Origin of the sequence: Paenibacillus sp. GM2 (assembly GCF_900069005.2) — a bacterium.
Lineage (GTDB): Bacteria > Bacillota > Bacilli > Paenibacillales > Paenibacillaceae > Fontibacillus.
On record NZ_LN831279.1, the window covers coordinates 40886 to 57844 of the forward strand.

The 16959-nt window shown below is 47.7% G+C and carries 11 protein-coding genes and 1 other annotated feature; of the genes, 6 read left to right on the plus strand and 5 right to left on the minus strand.

The window, feature by feature from the left end; translation table 11 throughout:
• Positions 1-50: 50 nt before the first annotated feature.
• The 4 genes from BN1360_RS10195 to BN1360_RS10210 form a co-directional block, all read right to left on the minus strand.
• Positions 51-1241, minus strand: a complete 1191-nt coding sequence (locus tag BN1360_RS10195; RefSeq protein WP_068779765.1) for an MFS transporter — start codon at positions 1239-1241, stop codon at positions 51-53.
• Between the two features lie 76 nt (positions 1242-1317).
• Positions 1318-1767, minus strand: coding sequence for a MarR family winged helix-turn-helix transcriptional regulator (locus BN1360_RS10200; RefSeq protein ID WP_068779766.1), 450 nt, complete (start codon positions 1765-1767; stop codon positions 1318-1320).
• A 306-nt stretch (positions 1768-2073) separates the two neighbouring features.
• A complete protein-coding gene (locus BN1360_RS10205) occupies positions 2074-4233 on the minus strand; it encodes an alpha-amylase family glycosyl hydrolase (RefSeq protein ID WP_082790011.1) in 2160 nt (719 codons plus the stop codon).
• A gap of 317 nt (positions 4234-4550) precedes the next feature.
• Positions 4551-6347, minus strand: coding sequence for a glycoside hydrolase family 13 protein (locus tag BN1360_RS10210; RefSeq protein ID WP_068779767.1), 1797 nt, complete (start codon positions 6345-6347; stop codon positions 4551-4553).
• A gap of 525 nt (positions 6348-6872) precedes the next feature.
• Between BN1360_RS10210 and BN1360_RS10215 the strand changes: the two genes are divergently transcribed.
• The 4 genes from BN1360_RS10215 (at position 6873) to asd (ending at position 12074) form a co-directional block, all read left to right on the plus strand.
• Positions 6873-8198: a sugar ABC transporter substrate-binding protein gene (locus tag BN1360_RS10215; RefSeq protein WP_229520968.1), complete on the plus strand. Its 1326-nt coding sequence runs from the start codon at positions 6873-6875 to the stop codon at positions 8196-8198.
• 86 nt (positions 8199-8284) lie between these two features.
• Positions 8285-9595 carry a carbohydrate ABC transporter permease gene (locus BN1360_RS10220; protein ID WP_068779768.1) on the plus strand — a complete coding sequence of 437 codons (1311 nt, stop codon included), beginning with the start codon at positions 8285-8287 and terminating at the stop codon, positions 9593-9595.
• Positions 9592-10425 (plus strand): sugar ABC transporter permease, encoded by an 834-nt coding sequence (locus tag BN1360_RS10225; RefSeq protein WP_068779769.1) that lies wholly within the window; start codon positions 9592-9594, stop codon positions 10423-10425. The genes BN1360_RS10220 and BN1360_RS10225 overlap by 4 nt, the downstream gene beginning before the upstream one ends.
• A 93-nt stretch (positions 10426-10518) precedes the next feature.
• Positions 10519-10782, plus strand: a binding site (T-box leader).
• A gap of 206 nt (positions 10783-10988) precedes the next feature.
• The gene (gene asd / locus BN1360_RS10230) at positions 10989-12074 is read left to right on the plus strand and encodes an aspartate-semialdehyde dehydrogenase (RefSeq protein ID WP_082790012.1); all 1086 of its coding nucleotides are present in this window, start codon (positions 10989-10991) and stop codon (positions 12072-12074) included.
• A gap of 279 nt (positions 12075-12353) precedes the next feature.
• Here asd and BN1360_RS10235 read toward each other — a convergent pair whose 3' ends face one another.
• Positions 12354-13223: a helix-turn-helix domain-containing protein gene (locus BN1360_RS10235; protein WP_068779770.1), complete on the minus strand. Its 870-nt coding sequence runs from the start codon at positions 13221-13223 to the stop codon at positions 12354-12356.
• Positions 13224-13446: 223 nt separating this feature from the next.
• On the opposite strand from BN1360_RS10235, the gene BN1360_RS10240 reads away from it, so the two are divergent.
• Together BN1360_RS10240 and BN1360_RS10245 are read left to right on the plus strand one after the other, a co-directional pair.
• The gene (locus tag BN1360_RS10240) at positions 13447-14403 is read left to right on the plus strand and encodes a DUF1861 family protein (protein ID WP_068779771.1); all 957 of its coding nucleotides are present in this window, start codon (positions 13447-13449) and stop codon (positions 14401-14403) included.
• A 159-nt stretch (positions 14404-14562) separates the two neighbouring features.
• Complete coding sequence (locus tag BN1360_RS10245) at positions 14563-16851, plus strand: helix-turn-helix domain-containing protein (protein ID WP_068779772.1); 2289 nt, start codon at positions 14563-14565, stop codon at positions 16849-16851.
• Positions 16852-16959: the final 108 nt, after the last annotated feature.

Sequence of the window (16959 nt, forward strand, 5' to 3'; positions counted from 1 at the left end):
ATTCTTTCACTAAGAACGAACAGGCATCAAGGTTTATCCGAATAAGACAATTACTGCGTCTTGATCGCTTTGCCTTTCCATATCATAAACATAACAAAAGCAGCGGACAGTACAACGGCGGCAAACATATATGGAAGATTGAGATTTACATCGAACAGGATACCGCCGATGGCAGGCCCGACAATAATGCCAAGGCTTGTATAGGTGGAATTCATCCCGGCGACAAAACCTTGATGCTCCCCTGCCATTTTAGATAGCAGTGTTGTTACGGCAGGACGAAGCAAATCACAAGCAAAAAATACAATACTTGTTACAGCCATAATGCTCCAATAGCTGTTCATGAAGATCGTAGCGAGAATAAACAGGGCGGCGATGAGCAGCATGGCATGAATCAATTTTTTCTCGCCAAATATGTTCACCAGCTTTTCGAAAAGTGCGATTTGAGCAACTACACCGAGAATGGAGCCGACGGTGATGATCACGGCAATATCTTTAGCCGTAAAACCGAACTTGGCATCCATAAAAAGGCTGAACATCATTTCATAGACGGCTAATCCAAAGGATAGCACGAAAACGATCAGAAACGGCGCGAAATAGGCGGAATGGACCGACTTTTTCAGTTCTCCAATAAGGTTGGCCTTCTTTTTTTCGCTCCGGTGCTTCATCAGTTGTTCCTTTGACATCGTTTCTTCTAACATAAATAATGAAAAGACAGCTGCGATGAAAGCGAATCCTGCGGCGAAAAAGAACGGGGCACGTATTCCGATTTCAGCGATAAAGCCGCCCAGTCCGGGACCGATGATGAAGCCGCCGCTGATTGCCGCCGCTTGGTAACCTAATACTTTGGCCCGGTTTTTCAATGAAGTTCGGTCTGCGATATACGTGATGACGGCCGGCATAATGAACGCATCGCTGACTCCCCCTAAGATTCTCGATAGAAACAGGACCCAGACCTGATTCCCGAACCCGAATAATAGCTCCGAGAACGAAAATAGAAACAGTCCGAGGACAATCATTCTCTTTCTACCGAGGGTATCGACCCAAACGCCGGTAATTGGTGACATGAGCAACTGAGCAAAAGCAAATGCGGAAATCAAGTATCCTACGGTCCCGCCGCTTAAATGCAATTCATGTGCAAATGACGGCATGACCGGGACTACAAGGCCAATCCCTACGTAGGCAATAAATAGATTGAATAAGACTAAACCTAAAGATATCTTTTCTTTGTTAAACTTACTCATGGAATAATCCTCACTAGATCTTAATATTCTATTTTTTTTGAATTTAGTTGCACGATCGGGGCTTTCAAAAGGTTTATCAAGCTTTATTGTTGGACTGCTTGATCACCCGATTGATTTTTTTCATGGTTAGAAGTACTTGCTTCAGATCCTCTACCTCGATATGGGAGAAATATTGCTTCACAAAAGCTGCATCCGCCTCGCTGATCAAATGGGCATATTTTTTTCCTTCTTCCCCAAGAAGGATCAAGGTTTCCCGACGGTCATCAGGGTTGCTTTTCCGGCGTATAAATTTTCTGTCCTCTAAATGGGTAAGTACCTGGCTGACTGCGCTTTTTGTGATTGAAAAATTCTCGGCAATCTCATTTACAGTAATTCCCTCATTCTGAACTACATAAAGCAAAATATTTTCTTGTTGGACAGAAAGGTGATATTCATCAAGTTTTTTTGCTCCCTTGTTGTAAAATACATAGTATTCGTTCAATACCTCATTTAATTCGTTAACTAATTTTTGATATTCTTCAAGCATGATGTTCCTCCTTGACTATAGACAAAACTTGAACATAATATTGGTCGTTTGCCATAAAGAGAAAAAATGAGAGACAGGCAACTGAATTAGGTTAGTTCACTTAACTAATCTATATTAGCTTTCTTTTATTGTCAACCCATGAGATCAGATTTTTTGGGAAACAAAATAATGGGATTTCTTGTCCCAAGCCAGGATCACCGAGATCACTGTTCCTGGCTTGGTTGATTTTACTAAATGTACTGAACACAAAAAGGTCCAGCCGATGGGGTGACCCCCGGCCGGACCTTTCGGTTATTGAGTTGAGGATTACGGCTGCCAGTCGACTACAATCGTACCGACACCGCTGGTTGGTGTTATATAACTGTGATTGGCACCACCTTCCCAGCTGGCCGCCGTACCGTTCTTTTTAATGAATTTGAACTGCAGTTCTGTTCCCGCAGGCACGCTGACATCATAGTACCAGGACGGATAGGCAGCGATAATCTGATTAAATAAAGGGCCGATCGCCTTGTTCGGGTCCCAGCTGCCGAGCTCGGCAACATTGCCTGTCAGGTAGACATTTTCGCCGTACACGGTGCTGGCCTGGTTCACAATGAAGCGGACCGATACCTGCTGCCCTGTCAGCAGATTGAAGCTGGTGTAGCTATTGCTGTTCACAGAGCTGCCGCTGCGAACCGTCACGTCATGCTTGCCGGGGGCAGCTGCCGGAACGATGACCTGAATCTGCGAATCCTCCCATTGAAGGATCTGGCTGTCGGTGACCGCCGTTGTGCCAAAGAAGACGGTGCCCTTGGCAGCGCCAAAGCCGCGTCCGTCAATCGTCAGCGTTGAGCCGGCTGTCCCCAGGTCCGGTCCGATATTGCCAATAATCGGCGAAGTCTCGTCGGCAGCAAATTGCCATACGGCGGTAGCTCCAGCCGGCAGGCTAAAGGCAGCAACGGCGCCCGTGGCGTTAACCGTTATACTGCCGCCATCCAGCAGTCCTCCCAGCTCATCCGCATAGTTGCCGGCGGGAAGCGATGTTTGCAAACCGGTAACTGCTGCAGTGCCAGTCTCGCTGCGGTTAATGGCAATCAGTGCCGTGCTGCTGCCGAATTTCCGTTCGTATATATAAACATCATTATTGATCCAGCGTTCCTGCGTACTGCCGTAAGCAATGGCCGGATTGGACTTGCGAAGCGGCGCCAGCTTGCTAATGACTTGATAGGCGGTGCCCGCCGTTGAGAAGCTGTTCATGAAGGAGCGGTTTGCCGGATCTCCATTGCCGGCCATGTACTGCTCCGTACCGTAGTAGATAGCCGGAACGCCGCGCGAGGTAAGTGTAAAGGCCAGCGCTTGTTCCAGGCGGCGGTTATTATTTCCAAGCTTAAAACGATCCATGTCATGGTTGTCAATAAATGTAACCTGATCATGGATATGTGTATAATCGGCGGCGGTTTCGCTCAGCATGCTGTTCAAGCCGTACATATTATCGGTGTTGTCGCGAAATACGTCACGAACCTTCTGCCCGAAACGAAAATCGAGCAGACTCATGCCCGATTCATTGGCGAAGCGGGTGTTTTGCGGATCATTTTCCCCAACTCCAAGGAACCACTCGCCGAAAGTGAACACCGGCTTATATTCCGAGAGATAAGCCATCCAATTCTTCTGCCAGCCCTGCGGCATATGCTTCACCGCATCAACCCGGATGCCGTCGATCCCCATATCCAGCCAGAGCTTGATCGCTTCTTTGAAGTAGGCGTCCGTCTTATCGTTGTGGTGATTGATATCGGCCAGATCATACAGATTGCGATAAATACCATCCTCCAGCGATGAAAAATCAGTCCCCAGGTTATGATGGAAAATACCGTTCGTATCTCCGGAGTAGCCGGCGATCAGGCTGCCGTTATCGTATAGCCGTCCATTTTCTGCGAAGGAGGGTTCCGTCTCGGAAGCCGGCGAAGTATGATTCGGGGCAAAATCTATAATTATTTTGATGTTATGGGCATGAGCGGTGTTAACCAGCTCCTGAAAATCGGCCATGCTGCCAAACGCCGGGTTGGTCCGCTTGAAATCGCGGGCCCAATAACCGTGGTAGGCTGTGTTATTGACGCCGGAGTAGTTGATAATGCTGTATATATTCTCTACAGGCTGGGAGATCCACAGCGCGCTGATGCCCATTCCCGTAAAATAGCCATCGGTGATTTTATCGATGATTCCCTGCCAGTCTCCGCCGCAGTAAAGCTTAAGATTGGTGCATCCTGAAGAGAATGCCGCACCGGACGGGTTGTTGGAAGCATCCCCGTCTGCAAAGCGGTCGGTTACAATCTGATAGATAACATCGGTGGAGAACCCTTGCTTGTTCAGAACCGATGTATCAGGAGCGGCGCTTGCCGAAGGAACGGCAATAGTGGGAGCGAGCCATGCTGCAAAGAGAAAGGTGGTAGCAAGAAGTGTGATTATTGATTTTTTAATCATCCGTTTCATTAATCAAGCCGCCTTTCAAATTTTTAGTAAGGTTTCTGAATGTGTTTCCTTCCTTGTATACCAAGCCAAGCGCTGAATGAAGGCAGAATTCCTCCTTTCGCGCTGCTTACGCCAAATAACCCCGCAATCTTCGCAAGAAGATTACGGGGTTGTTCCTGGTTCGGATCATGATCAGGAAAGCAGCGCCCTCAAATTGTAAACCGGCATCCTTGCCCGGCAGTTACAAAATAAAAAACAAGAATGCGCTTTCATTCTAAACGAAGGTTCCATTTTTGTCAAATGATAACAATATAAGACGCACACTATAGGTCAGCCGCTTATGATACGGTTAGCTGGATGGCTTTGGTGAGGTGATCTGGAGAAGCTTGCAGGATGGCGTAGCCAAAGCCAGGGAGTGCGACTTCTATCGTACTCTCGGCTATCCCGATTGCAGCGTCGCTGCCTACATCCTGCCACAGCCCGTTCAGCCCGCTGCTTCGCACGGCAACTGTACATGCGGATTCGTCATTGTTCAGCAGCAGCAAGAAGCGGTCCCTCTCATCGTACCGTTCGTAGACGAGCAGCTGCGGAAGCCCGGGGATCGTTAGAAAGCGCAGGCCGCTGCCACGTAATGCCGGTTGCGCTTTGCGCAGGGCAATCAGGTGGCGGAAAAATGCCAGCAGCTCCCGATCCTGCTTCGCGGGGTCCCATTCCATGCATTTGCGATTATAGGGATCATGCTCTCCGTCGAGGCCGATCTCATCCCCGTAGTAGATGCAGGGGGCCCCTTGAAAGGTCAGCTGAAATATCACGGCCAGCTGCATCAGCCGTTTATTGCCGCCGCACAGCGTCAGCAGCCTGACGGTATCATGGCTGTCCAGCAGGTTGAATGCGGCTTCGGTGACCTGCTGCGGGAAGCTGGCTAACTGGGTGTTGATGCTCTGGGCAAACCGAGTGGCATCAATGTGTCTTCTGGCGAAGAAATCAAGCACGATGTTGGTAAACGGGTAATTCATCACCGCATCGAACTGGTCGCCCTGAAGCCACAACATCGCATCATGCATAATTTCCCCGAGCAGGTAGGCGTCCGGATTGGCTTTCTTGATCTCGCGCCGGAACTCGCGCCAGAATGCATGGTCCACCTCGTTGGCTACATCCAGCCGCCATCCATCCAGCCCCAGCTCGCTGATCCAATACCGGCCGACTTCCAGCAGATAGGCCTTGACCTCCTCGTTGCCCGTGTTAAGCTTTGGCATAATCGGCTCAAAGCCGAAGGTGGCATAGCTTGGAGTACCGTTCTCCACCTTGAGCGGCCACTCCTTAATATGGAACCAGTTGGCATAGCGGGAGGCGGGACCGTTCTGTTGTACATCAAGAAAGGGCGGAAACAGGTGTCCGCAATGATTGAATACACCGTCCAGCAGCACCCGAATTCCCCGGGCGTGACAGGCGTTGACCAGTTCCTTCAGCTTTTCGTTCGTGCCGAATTGCGGATCAACGAACATATAATCGCTTGTGTCATATTTGTGATTGGTTGTCGCAGCGAACAAGGGGTTGAAATAGACCGCATTGATCCCCAGCTCTACGAGATGGTCGAGGTGGTCAAGCACACCTTGCAGGTCGCCGCCAAAAAAATGGGTTGGACTCGGCTCGCCGCCCCATTCCAGCGCCCCCTCGGGATCGAGAGACGGGTCGCCCTTGGCAAAGCGCTCGGGGAAGATTTGATAGAAGACAGCTTCCTTCACCCACTCTGGCGGGGTGTGAACATCTTTAGGGTTCAGATAGGGGAAATCGAACAGCCCTTCATACAGAATCTTCGGTGGTGCATCAAAGAAGCCCTTTTCCAGAAAATAGACGGTCTCGCCAGCTTCTTCATACAGCGCAAAATAATAAACGACCCGCTGAAACCGCGGCGAGACGGCAGCTTGCCAGTAATCGAATAAGCCGTCTGCAGCAAACTGTTCCATGGCCATGGATTCGTTGTATTTATCCCAGTTGTATTTGTCGCCGCATACCAGCTGCACTTGTGCCACATTGCCGCGCTTGGTACGCAGGCGGATGTGGACGGTCGATTCGTTATAGGCATAGGACCAATTCAGTCCGATGCGATGGTATACCGCTTCCAGGATGATCATAATAATGGCCTCCTTCAGGCATGAGAAACGCAAAAAAGGCCCAACCTCTGAATAGACCGAGGTTGAACCCGAAAGTTTCATTGCCTTTAAATTTCCCCAATCTTAACACAGGTTTTCCAGGTTAGCAACCGCTTTTGATGAACCCGCTCGGGCGGACAAATATTTCCGGAAATAATAATTGAATTAGAAAGCAAAAACGAGATATTAGACCAAAACATATAAAAAGTTAAGGATTTTAATCTATTTCTTCGTTTTTTATCCGAATTTCCGTAATTATCCTATTTGCAAACGTTTTCTTGTAAAGTTTATGATGGAGGTGTCTTAAGAGTTCTAGTGGAAATAACGACCGCTTGAAACAATTTAAAGGCGCTGCTACCCAAGGGTACAACCTCGACAATCGTGAGATTTGTAGAGAGTTGTACTCTTTTTTTTATAGTTAAAGGGAGCCTGGGGGTAGAGCCATTTTCCGCAAAAGGTGTAACGTTTGCACAAAAAATATGAAGTTAAGAAAGGGTGGACAACAAAGTGAAGTTGAAACAAAAAGCGAGTTTAAGACAATGGGTTATCGGTCTCGTTAGTGTAATGCTGGTTCTAAGTCTGGCGGCATGTGGGGGCGGCAACGGGGGAAACTCCAGCACAAACAGTTCCCAGCCACCTAACACATCCGAGGCACCCCCGGCTTCTTCTGAAAATAGTAACGAAGAGGAGTATTTACCGGAACCTGGAGCGAAGTTAACGGTATGGGAATCGCAGGAGCAAATGGAGTATATGGAGAAAATTGCGGCCGAATTTGAGAAGCAGTATGGCGTGCCGGTTAAGCTGGAAGTTGTAGCCGGCGGGGATCAGGGCACCCGTCTGGCGACTGACGGACCATCGAAGCTTGCAGCGGATGTCCTGACCATGCCTCATGATCAGATCGCTCAAGCGGTTAAAGCGGGACTTCTGCTGCCTAACGATTTGTTCGAGGATGAGACTCGCGCTGTCATGGAAGAGTCCGCCATCAAAGCGGTAACTTATGATGGAGTTCTGTACGGCTATCCCAAATCGGTCGAGACCTATGCCATGTATTATAACAAAGACCTCTTCCCCGAAGCTCCGAAAACTTGGGATGAAATTAAGAGCTTCGCAGAGTCGTACACGGACACCAAGCAAAATAAATACGCCATTATGTGGGAGTTCGTCGGGTATTATACTTATCCATTCGTCAGCACGCTTGGAGGTTACTTCTTCGGTAAGGATAATACCGATCCGACGGATATCGGCTTGAATAACGAGGGGGCAGTCCAGGGGTTTGAACTGCTGAAGAGCCTGAAGGGAATTCTGCCTATGAACGCGGGAGACGTATCCTATGATGTGAAGACGCAATTGTTCCAGGAAGGCAAGCTGGCCTTGAATATCGACGGGCCATGGTCAATAGCGGCATTCAAAGATAAGGTCAACTTCGGTGTTGCTCCATTGCCGGCGATGTCCAACGGCGAAGTATCGCACTCGTTCTCTGGCGTGAAAGCTTATTTTGTTAACTCATACAGCGAATATCCGATTGCTGCTCGCCTTTTCTCCAACTTTGCGGCTAATAAGGAGAACCAATTGTTGAACTACCAGATGACGGGGGCCATTCCAGCGAATAAGGAAGCGGGAGAGGATCCGACAATTAAAAATGATCCGATTATCAGCGGGTTCTTCGAGCAGTTCTCTCATTCCACGCCGATGCCAACGATCGGGGAGATTAACGCGGTATGGGATCCGCTTCAAGCGGCGTTTAGAACCATTTGGGACGATCCAAAGGCGGATGTCAAGACCACGCTCGATACGATGGTCGATACAATCAAGACAAGTATTTCATCCAATTAGTTGTATCTTTCAGAGGGACTTTCACCCGATCGTTCCGGCGGTCGGGTAAAGTCGGTCAAATCGCAAGAAAAGAGGTTGTTTAACACATGCAAAGAAAGACGATAAGTACCACCCTGTCGGTTCTTTTTATGGGTCTTGGACAATTGTACAACCGGCAATGGATGAAAGGGCTTTTGTTCTTGGCGACAGGCCTGGCAGCGATCTATCTATCTTCGGTGGTTGGACTTTCTTCTTACCTGAAGGGGCTTATTACATTGGGAGAGCAACCTAGCGGATTGGTGAAGATAGGTAAAATTACGAAGATGGTCGAAGGTGACCACTCGATATTTCTGATGATCAAAGGGTTAATGGCAGCCTTATCTTTAGTTCTCGTTGGCGTGTTATACACCCTGAATATCAGGGACGCCTACAAAGTGGGGAAGGAAAGGGATGCGGGCATTGCACCCAATAACTTCCGACAGTCGCTGCGGCTTATCAATCAGAATAACTTTGCTTATCTCGTATTAGCGCTGCCCACCGTCACGGTTCTATTTTTGACGATTCTTCCCTTGATATTCTCTATTTTGCTGGCCTTTACCAATTACGCCGATCCGATCCTCCCGCCCGCCAATCTGATTGATTGGGTTGGCTTCAGCAATTTTGTCAAGCTGGTCAGCCTGAAGGTGTGGAGCAATACGTTTTTCGGCGTCCTGCTATGGACGGTTATCTGGGCCATCCTGGCTACGGCGACGACGTATATTGGCGGCATTCTGATCGCAGTGCTGATTCAACAGCCCCGCATTCGCTTCAAAATGTTCTGGCGCACGGTTATGATCATCCCATTTGCGATTCCAAGCATGATCTCTTTGCTCGTGATGCGGAATATGTTTAACAATAAATTTGGTCCGATTAATGAAATCTTGCGCTGGATCGGTTTAGACGGAATACCATGGCTTACAGATCCGATCTGGGCCAGGGTCACACTCGTTCTTGTTAATATGTGGATCGGTATTCCGGTAACGATGATACTGGCTATTGGGGTGTTAACGACGATTCCGAGGGATCTGTACGAAGCGGCTGATGTGGATGGAGCGAACTCATTCCAGAAATTCCGCTCTATTACGATGCCGATGGTATTGTTCTCGACGGCGCCGATTCTGATCATGCAATTTGCTGGCAATATAAATAATTTCAACGTCGTCTATCTCATGACGGACGGCAACCCGGTCAATTCAAATTATCAATACGCCGGGCATACGGATTTGCTGGTGACCTGGCTCTATAAGCTGGCTTTAAATCAATCGCAATACAGCTTCGCGTCGGTGATCGGTATCATTATCTTCCTAATCATCGCTTCCTTATCAATTATTAGCTACCGCCGCACCAGATCCTATAAAGAGGAGGATATGATAGCATGAACAGCCGGTCCGCTCGGGTCAAGCTTGGGGTCAGCTATGTGCTGCTTATCCTTTTATCCTGCGCAAGCTTGTTTCCCGCCCTATGGATTATCATGTCTTCCCTCAAGGAAGGCAACAGTCTTTACAGCGATACATTAATTCCGCGCAGCTTTACGTTGGAGCATTATCGGGATCTGTTCGAGAAGACCAAATATCCGCTGTGGTTCTTGAATACGCTGAAGGTCGCAGTACTGTCGACCCTTTTCGGTACGTTCCTGCTGCTGCTGACTTCATACGCAATTTCAAGATTCCGCTTCGCGGGCCGTAAATTCGCACTGAACACTTTGCTTGTGCTTCAGATGTTTCCCGGGTTTATGGCCATGATCGCTATCTACGTTCTGCTGAATACGATGGGATTGCTCAATTCCCATTGGGCGCTGATTCTCGTTTACAGTTCGGGCGCGATTATCTCGAATGTATTCGTAGCCAAAGGTTTTTTTGATACGATCCCCAAAAGCCTGGAAGATGCGGCAAGAATCGATGGAGCCAGCCACCTGAAAGTGTTCTTTTCCATCATTATCCCGCTCGCCAAGCCGATGCTGACCTATGCGAGTCTTATGATCTTCAACGGCGCCTTCCTCGACTTCATCTTCGCCGATCTGGTGTTAAGGACGGAAGATCAGCGAACGTTGGCAGTTGGTCTGTACAGAATGGTGAGCCAGCGCAATTCGACCGAATTTACGATGTTCGCTGCCGGAGCCGTGATCGTTGCATTACCCATAACGATGTTATTCCTGCTGCTTCAGCGCAATCTGGTCGACGGACTGACTGCCGGAGCCTCCAAAGGTTAGAGGCAGCAAGAACATTGATGAATCAGGGATTAAATAAAAGAAAGAGAAAATGGTTTACCTCCGGCCGATTTTTTTATATTATAAACAGTAATACTAAATGCGATGAAGAGAAGAGTAGGTAAACCGGTTCTTTTCCAGAGAGCTCCACTACGCTGAAAAGGAGCAAAGAATCGCTTATTCGAAAAAAGACTCTGAGCAGCACTCCGAAACCTGAGAAAATCAGGGGATGGTGTGCCAGGAGCTCCTGTTACAGAGCTAAAGTATATGCGCCTTTTGCTGTACTTGAAGAGGCTGATATGGCGACATATCGGTAAATTTAGGGTGGTACCGCGAGAGAATTCAAATCTCGTCCCTGAGACTGCAGTCTTGGGGGTGAGATTTTTTTGTATAATAAAGCTGTGGTACCTGTTGCAAAGGATTCGCATAAGTATCTATTAATAGTACGTGTCTAAAAAGTCAGGCTTATTAAGCAATTGCTAAAGTGATGTGATTTACCGTTTGGAATAGGCCGGCGGATGTAATAATCAAAATATTGAGCTAATAAGGAAAGGAATGGAGATATCATGGCAGAAAGGCTTAAAGTAGGGATTATCGGAGGAACGGGCATGGTTGGGCAGCGTTTTGTGCAGCTGCTGGATGGTCATCCATGGTTTGAGGTGGTTAGTATTGCAGCTAGCGGCAGATCAGCGGGCAAAACTTACGAAGAGTCTGTTCAGGATCGGTGGAAGATGGCCGGACCCATTCCGGAACAAGTGAAAAATATTATCGTACAGGATGCGGCAAAGGTAGAGGAAGTTGCGGCGGACGTGGATTTTGTATTTTGTGCCGTAGATATGAAAAAAGATGAGATTCTTGCTTTGGAAGAAGCGTATGCCAAGACCGGCACGCCTGTCATCTCCAACAACTCAGCGCATCGCTGGACGCCGGACGTTCCGATGGTAATTCCGGAAATTAACCCGGAGCATATCGAGGTCATTGCTGCTCAAAGAAAGCGCCTTGGCACAAAAACCGGCTTTATCGCCGTGAAGCCGAACTGCTCGATCCAAAGCTATGTCCCTGCGTTAAATGCTCTGCTTGATTTTAAGCCAACCCAAGTGGTTGCCTCCACCTATCAAGCTATCTCGGGAGCAGGTAAGAACTTCACAGACTGGCCGGATATGCTGGATAATGTGATCCCGTATATCGGTGGAGAAGAAGAGAAGAGCGAGCAGGAGCCGCTGCGAATTTGGGGGCATGTCTCCGGCGGAGAAATCGTTAAGGCCAGTTCGCCGCTTATTACAACGCAATGCATTCGCGTTCCTGTAACAGATGGCCACCTGGCTGCGGTGTTTGTCTCGTTTGAGAATAAACCTGCGAAGGAAGAGATCATTAAGCGCTGGAGCCAATTTGCCGGACGTCCGCAGGAGCTTGGTCTGCCAAGTGCGCCGAAGCAGTTCATTACGTACTTTGAAGAAGAGAACAGACCGCAGACGAAGCTGGATCGTGATATTGAGCGTGGTATGGGCGTATCGGTAGGCCGTTTGCGCGAGGATTCGTTATACGATTTTAAATTCGTCGGCTTGTCGCACAACACCCTGCGCGGTGCCGCTGGCGGTGCCGTCCTGATTGCGGAGCTGCTGAAAGCGGAAGGATATATCCAGCCTAAATAAAGCGGGGAATCGCATATATCATGGTTAAGTCCGTTTCTACTCTAATGAATTAGAGAGAGACGGGCTTTTTTTATGGGAGAGGGAAGTCCCAAATAAATATGAACGAATCAAAAAAGATACGTCGTTGTTGGGGGTATAGATCGATTCTATAATTTGAGGTGTACAACACAACAGAAGTGATTGCGGGGGGAATTTCAATGAAAAGATCTTGGTGGCCAGAAGTATCTGCCGGAGTCGTCGGACAGGACGATGCAATTTTTTTGGAGTGCCTTGTATAACTCATATCAATGGAGTGAGCTTGGTATGGTGCATTTTTCGGTGGGCTTGAGGCGTTCTTCCAAACAGCTTCTTAAACGATTTATAGAAATGTCCCAGATTTCCGTATCCGGCCTCTAACGAGATGTCCAGTATGCTCCAGTCGGAATGGAGCAATAAATTTTCCGCATATTGCAATTTAATCCGGTTCAAATATTGCAGAGGCGTCTCATGCTCCCATTCCTTGAACATACGGCACAGGTGGGCATGAGATTTGCCGGATAACCGAATCATCGCCGGAACACCTTCAATAAAGTGCTCCGGCTTTTTCATTTCTTTGCAAAGATCGAGAAACCATGCGGGTTTTTCGCTAACTCCCGGAATAACGGAATGCATCAAGTAATGACAGTAGACTTCCGCTAAAAGAGCTCGAAGCTCGGCCCGATACCACTGCTTCTCATGCTGGGGAATCCGGTAGAGCTTTTCCATGCGATGCTGTAGCAGCCGCTTTTCTTGTTGGGATAGCTGGATGACGATGGGAAAAGCCGCACTAAGGAACGATTCCTTGGGAAATCCCGGCCCGAGATAGGCAAGCAAATCCAGCAGTGTCTTTTCATAAAATGACAGGTTAATCAGCCGACAATCGGTGCCGGGCAATGGTTCATAATAGTGGACATCCTGTGGACGCATGAACACAAGTGCGCCTTCATTCAGCAGTTCTCTTTTACCATTAATGCAATGATAGGCCGCTCCTTCAATGATGACGAAAAACTCGAAAAAATCATGGGTGTGGGGGCCTGATGTATTTTCAATCCCCGTTATATCCCTGTAATGTCCCTCTGACTCGGCGTCAATTCCGCCCTCTGCGGTCAGCTTCTGAATCTGATTGTTCATCCTTCGGCTCCCTCCTTATCTAACATCAAAATAGCATATTCTATTTAATAATGTATAGATTATTTGGATTATATAAAGCTTGAATTGTTGGTGCATTATTCAAAAGATGCCTGAGTGAATGCGAAAATAGCGTAGTCTGTGGCTAAATATAAGTAAGATTCCGGTGCCGGTCCATGATAAACTAATCGACAAGTCACGAAGACAAACGGAGGGATAATGGTCAATGAATTTGATAGAGCGGCGAGAGCATTTTGAGATGAATAAGTCTATTTATGAAAGGGAAAAGCTCTTATTTTATGGAGTAGAGGGCTACGATGTATATAATGTTTCGATTCCGTTCCAGTGGAAAGGGAGGGAATATATTTTTGGTCGAATAGAAAGACGCAGCGAATGGGCCCGTTCCTGGGTACGGCTGTTTGAAAAGACTGGCAAGGACCAATGGACACTGGTTCCTGATTCTATGATCTATCCGTTGGAAGATCCGTATATCAGCCTGATCGGCGATACCCTGGTTATGGGCGGAACCCATGTGCGTTACCAGCAAAATAGCGTCGATACGTATTTCGGATATTTTTACAAAGGTACGGAAATCGATGATTTGCATTATTTCACCACGGGACCCGAGTATATGAAGGATATACGTTTGGTTGAAATGGATGGGGGGAGGATCGGGGTATTCTCCAGACCGCGGAGCGAGGAGATCCGCAGAACATTCGGCAGTGAATCGATGATCGGCTTCACCGTCATTAACAGTCTTGACGAGCTCACGATGGAGGTAGTCGAGAATGCGCCTTACATCTATGGCTTATTTGAGCAAAATGAGTGGGGGGGCTGTAACCAGGCCTATTATTTGGACAGCGGGAATATTGGCGTTATTGGTCATATCTGTTACAAGACTACTGGGGAAGACGGCGGGATGAAGCAGGTCTATATGAATTTTTCATTTGTTCTCGATGTGGATCGTCATGTTGCTATGGATCAGAAAATCATTGGCACCCGAACCTGCTATCCCGATGGTCCGGCCAAAAAGCCGGAATTGACGGACTGTGCTTTCTCATCAGGCATCGTGATGCGCGAGGACGGAAAATGCGACCTTTATAGTGGAATAGGGGACACAGAGGCAGGAAGAATTGTGATCGACTACCCTTTTGCCGGTTACGGAAACATCATTTCAAAGTAATTTTGCGGTATGAATTTAAATCGACCAGCTGTCCGGGCCCGGATACGAATCGAGGGAAACATGCATTTACAGGTGTGGTATAATTAACCTCATTAATTACCATCAATATGGAAGCGCTTTATATTGACTGTGGCAGGTAACAACACAAGGGGGACTGGGATGAGGTATATCAGAGAGAAAATCCGTTTGAGGTCGCTGTTTGTCAAGTTCTTTTTTTCTTTCGTTGTGCTGCTTGCCGCTGTTACTTTAACTATGACCGTCCTGCTGTATCATGCTTTCTCCAAGAGTTCGACGGAACAGATTAATGAAATCTCGCAAAAACGGCTGGAGCAAAGCTCAAGCATGTTCGAGTTCATTATCGATCAGGCCAGACTGATTACGCTGCAATTATCTGTGGATAATGACATTATAAGATCCATCAACGGCCGTGAAGCGGCGGGCGACTATTATTTGAACAATGCATCCTTGCGAAAAATCAATGACCTGATGCTGACCAATAAAAATATTTTTTCTATCACGTTATATAACGGACAAAGCCAAACACTGATCGGGACGGATCGCGATAAAGCGCATGCCGAAGCCGCAACGATCGAGTGGCTGAGAGAGGCTCCCGTCCAGAGTCTGGGCCGCGCGGTTCCCCGCAAACTGTCTATCGGGGGAGCGACGCGATCTGTTCAGAATGTATATACTATTTTCTACTATGATAAAAATCTGGAAACCAATGATATTACCAGTGCTATTATAGTCAATTTGACCATAGACAGCTTTGTTAATCATCAAGAGGATGAGACGAAAAGCAAAGATGGTCTTATGATCCTGGATCAGGAAGGTCATATCGTGTTTGGCTTCGAGGAGAGCGGGTTCCTTGCTGATATTTCCCAGCGGAATTATGTACAGCGTATTATAAAAACAAATCAAAATGAAAGCTTTACAGATAAGACAGATCAGACCCTGTCCATGGTGTCTTCTCTTTATTCGGAGCAGCTTGGATGGTATTTTGTCTCTGTCATTCCATACGATACGGCTACGGCGCAGATCTCGGCCATTCGACAGGTGGCGATTATAACCTGCCTGGTGCTGCTTGTTCTGGCTATGGGTGTGTCAGCGCTTCTCAGCGGGCTGCTGTCTTCACCGCTATCCAGGCTTGCCCGCAATACGCTTCGTTTCCAGGCCTATACGGGGGAGCTGCCGGAAGGAAAACTTAGCGAAATGGAGATATTGACCCGGTTTTATTCCAATATTGCTACACAATTTGAACAATTGGAAGCTTCTAGCCGAAAATCGCGAGTATCATTAAAGGCCGAATACCTTAAGGAGCTGCTGCATGGGGTACGGAATCCGGAGCCGGAGGATATAGAGGAGTATAAGCTGCGTGTCGATCTACTGAAAAACGCCGCTTTGTATGTGGCTGTTCTGAAGCTGGATAACATTCGTGAACTGGCTGAACGAAAGGAAGAGATTGACCATACCATCAGCACGGTCCTGTATAGCTTCACCGAGCAGTTTATGCTATCCCGCGTTCTCAGTGAAACGGTTAAGGTAGACCATGAAATCGTGCTTATATTCAGCGGAGAAGAAGCGGCTCTGCCTGATGCCGTGATGAACGCGATGCTGGAGCTTCAGCAGGAGGTTGCGCGGACTTATGGGATCACGGTAACCATCGGTATTGGACGCGCTGCTCTGAGCGCTCAAGAGATTAGCGACTCCTATTTAAGTGCGAAAGAAGCTTCCCTTTACCGGATTGTTCGCGGAGCGGGCAGCATGATTGCTTACGAAGATGCGATATCACGGCTGAATAACGATTTTGACTATCCAAATGCCAAACAGAAAACACTTCTTGAGATCATCAAGGCAGGCCGGGAAGATAAGGTTGAAGCGGCTATAGCAGATATTTTTGCTTCCTTGCGGCTCGCGCCATACCATAAGATACGGCTTTCGGTGCATCATTTGTTATTTTCCGTGATTACAGCTACCTCTGCTAATCCCTCGGTTTCGACAACCTCCTCCAATTTTATTGAGATGCTGGGGAGCCTGGAGCGAAAGGAATCTTTGCAGCAAATCGAGGATTGGTTTGTGGAGTTTATTAGGACGGCCATTTGCCGCTCAAAGGAAAACAAAAAGCAGCAGAAGTCGGATTTAGCGAAGAAGATTGCCGCTTTTCTTGAGGAGCAGTATGGTAATCCCGAGCTATCTATTGAAATGGTTGCCGAACGCTTCCACTACAACGGCATTTATTTCGGCAGGTTGTTCAAGGAATTGTTTAACTGTCTGTTTCTCGAGTATGTTACGGAGCTGCGAATACGGAAGGCGAATCAATATTTGAAGGACTCTAAGCTAACGGTCAAGGAAATTGGGGAAAAAGTAGGGTTCCTGAATTCCTCCTATTTTGTAACCTGGTATAAAAAGCATACGGGTTTGGCTCCAACCGAATACCGGAAAAAACACTAGCTTATGAGTTTGAGACGTTCCCCAGGAACGTCTTTTTATATGGTAATTTTCTGGAAGATACTGAGAATACTTACACAGATTGAGGTTTGAAATACATAGATCGGCCTT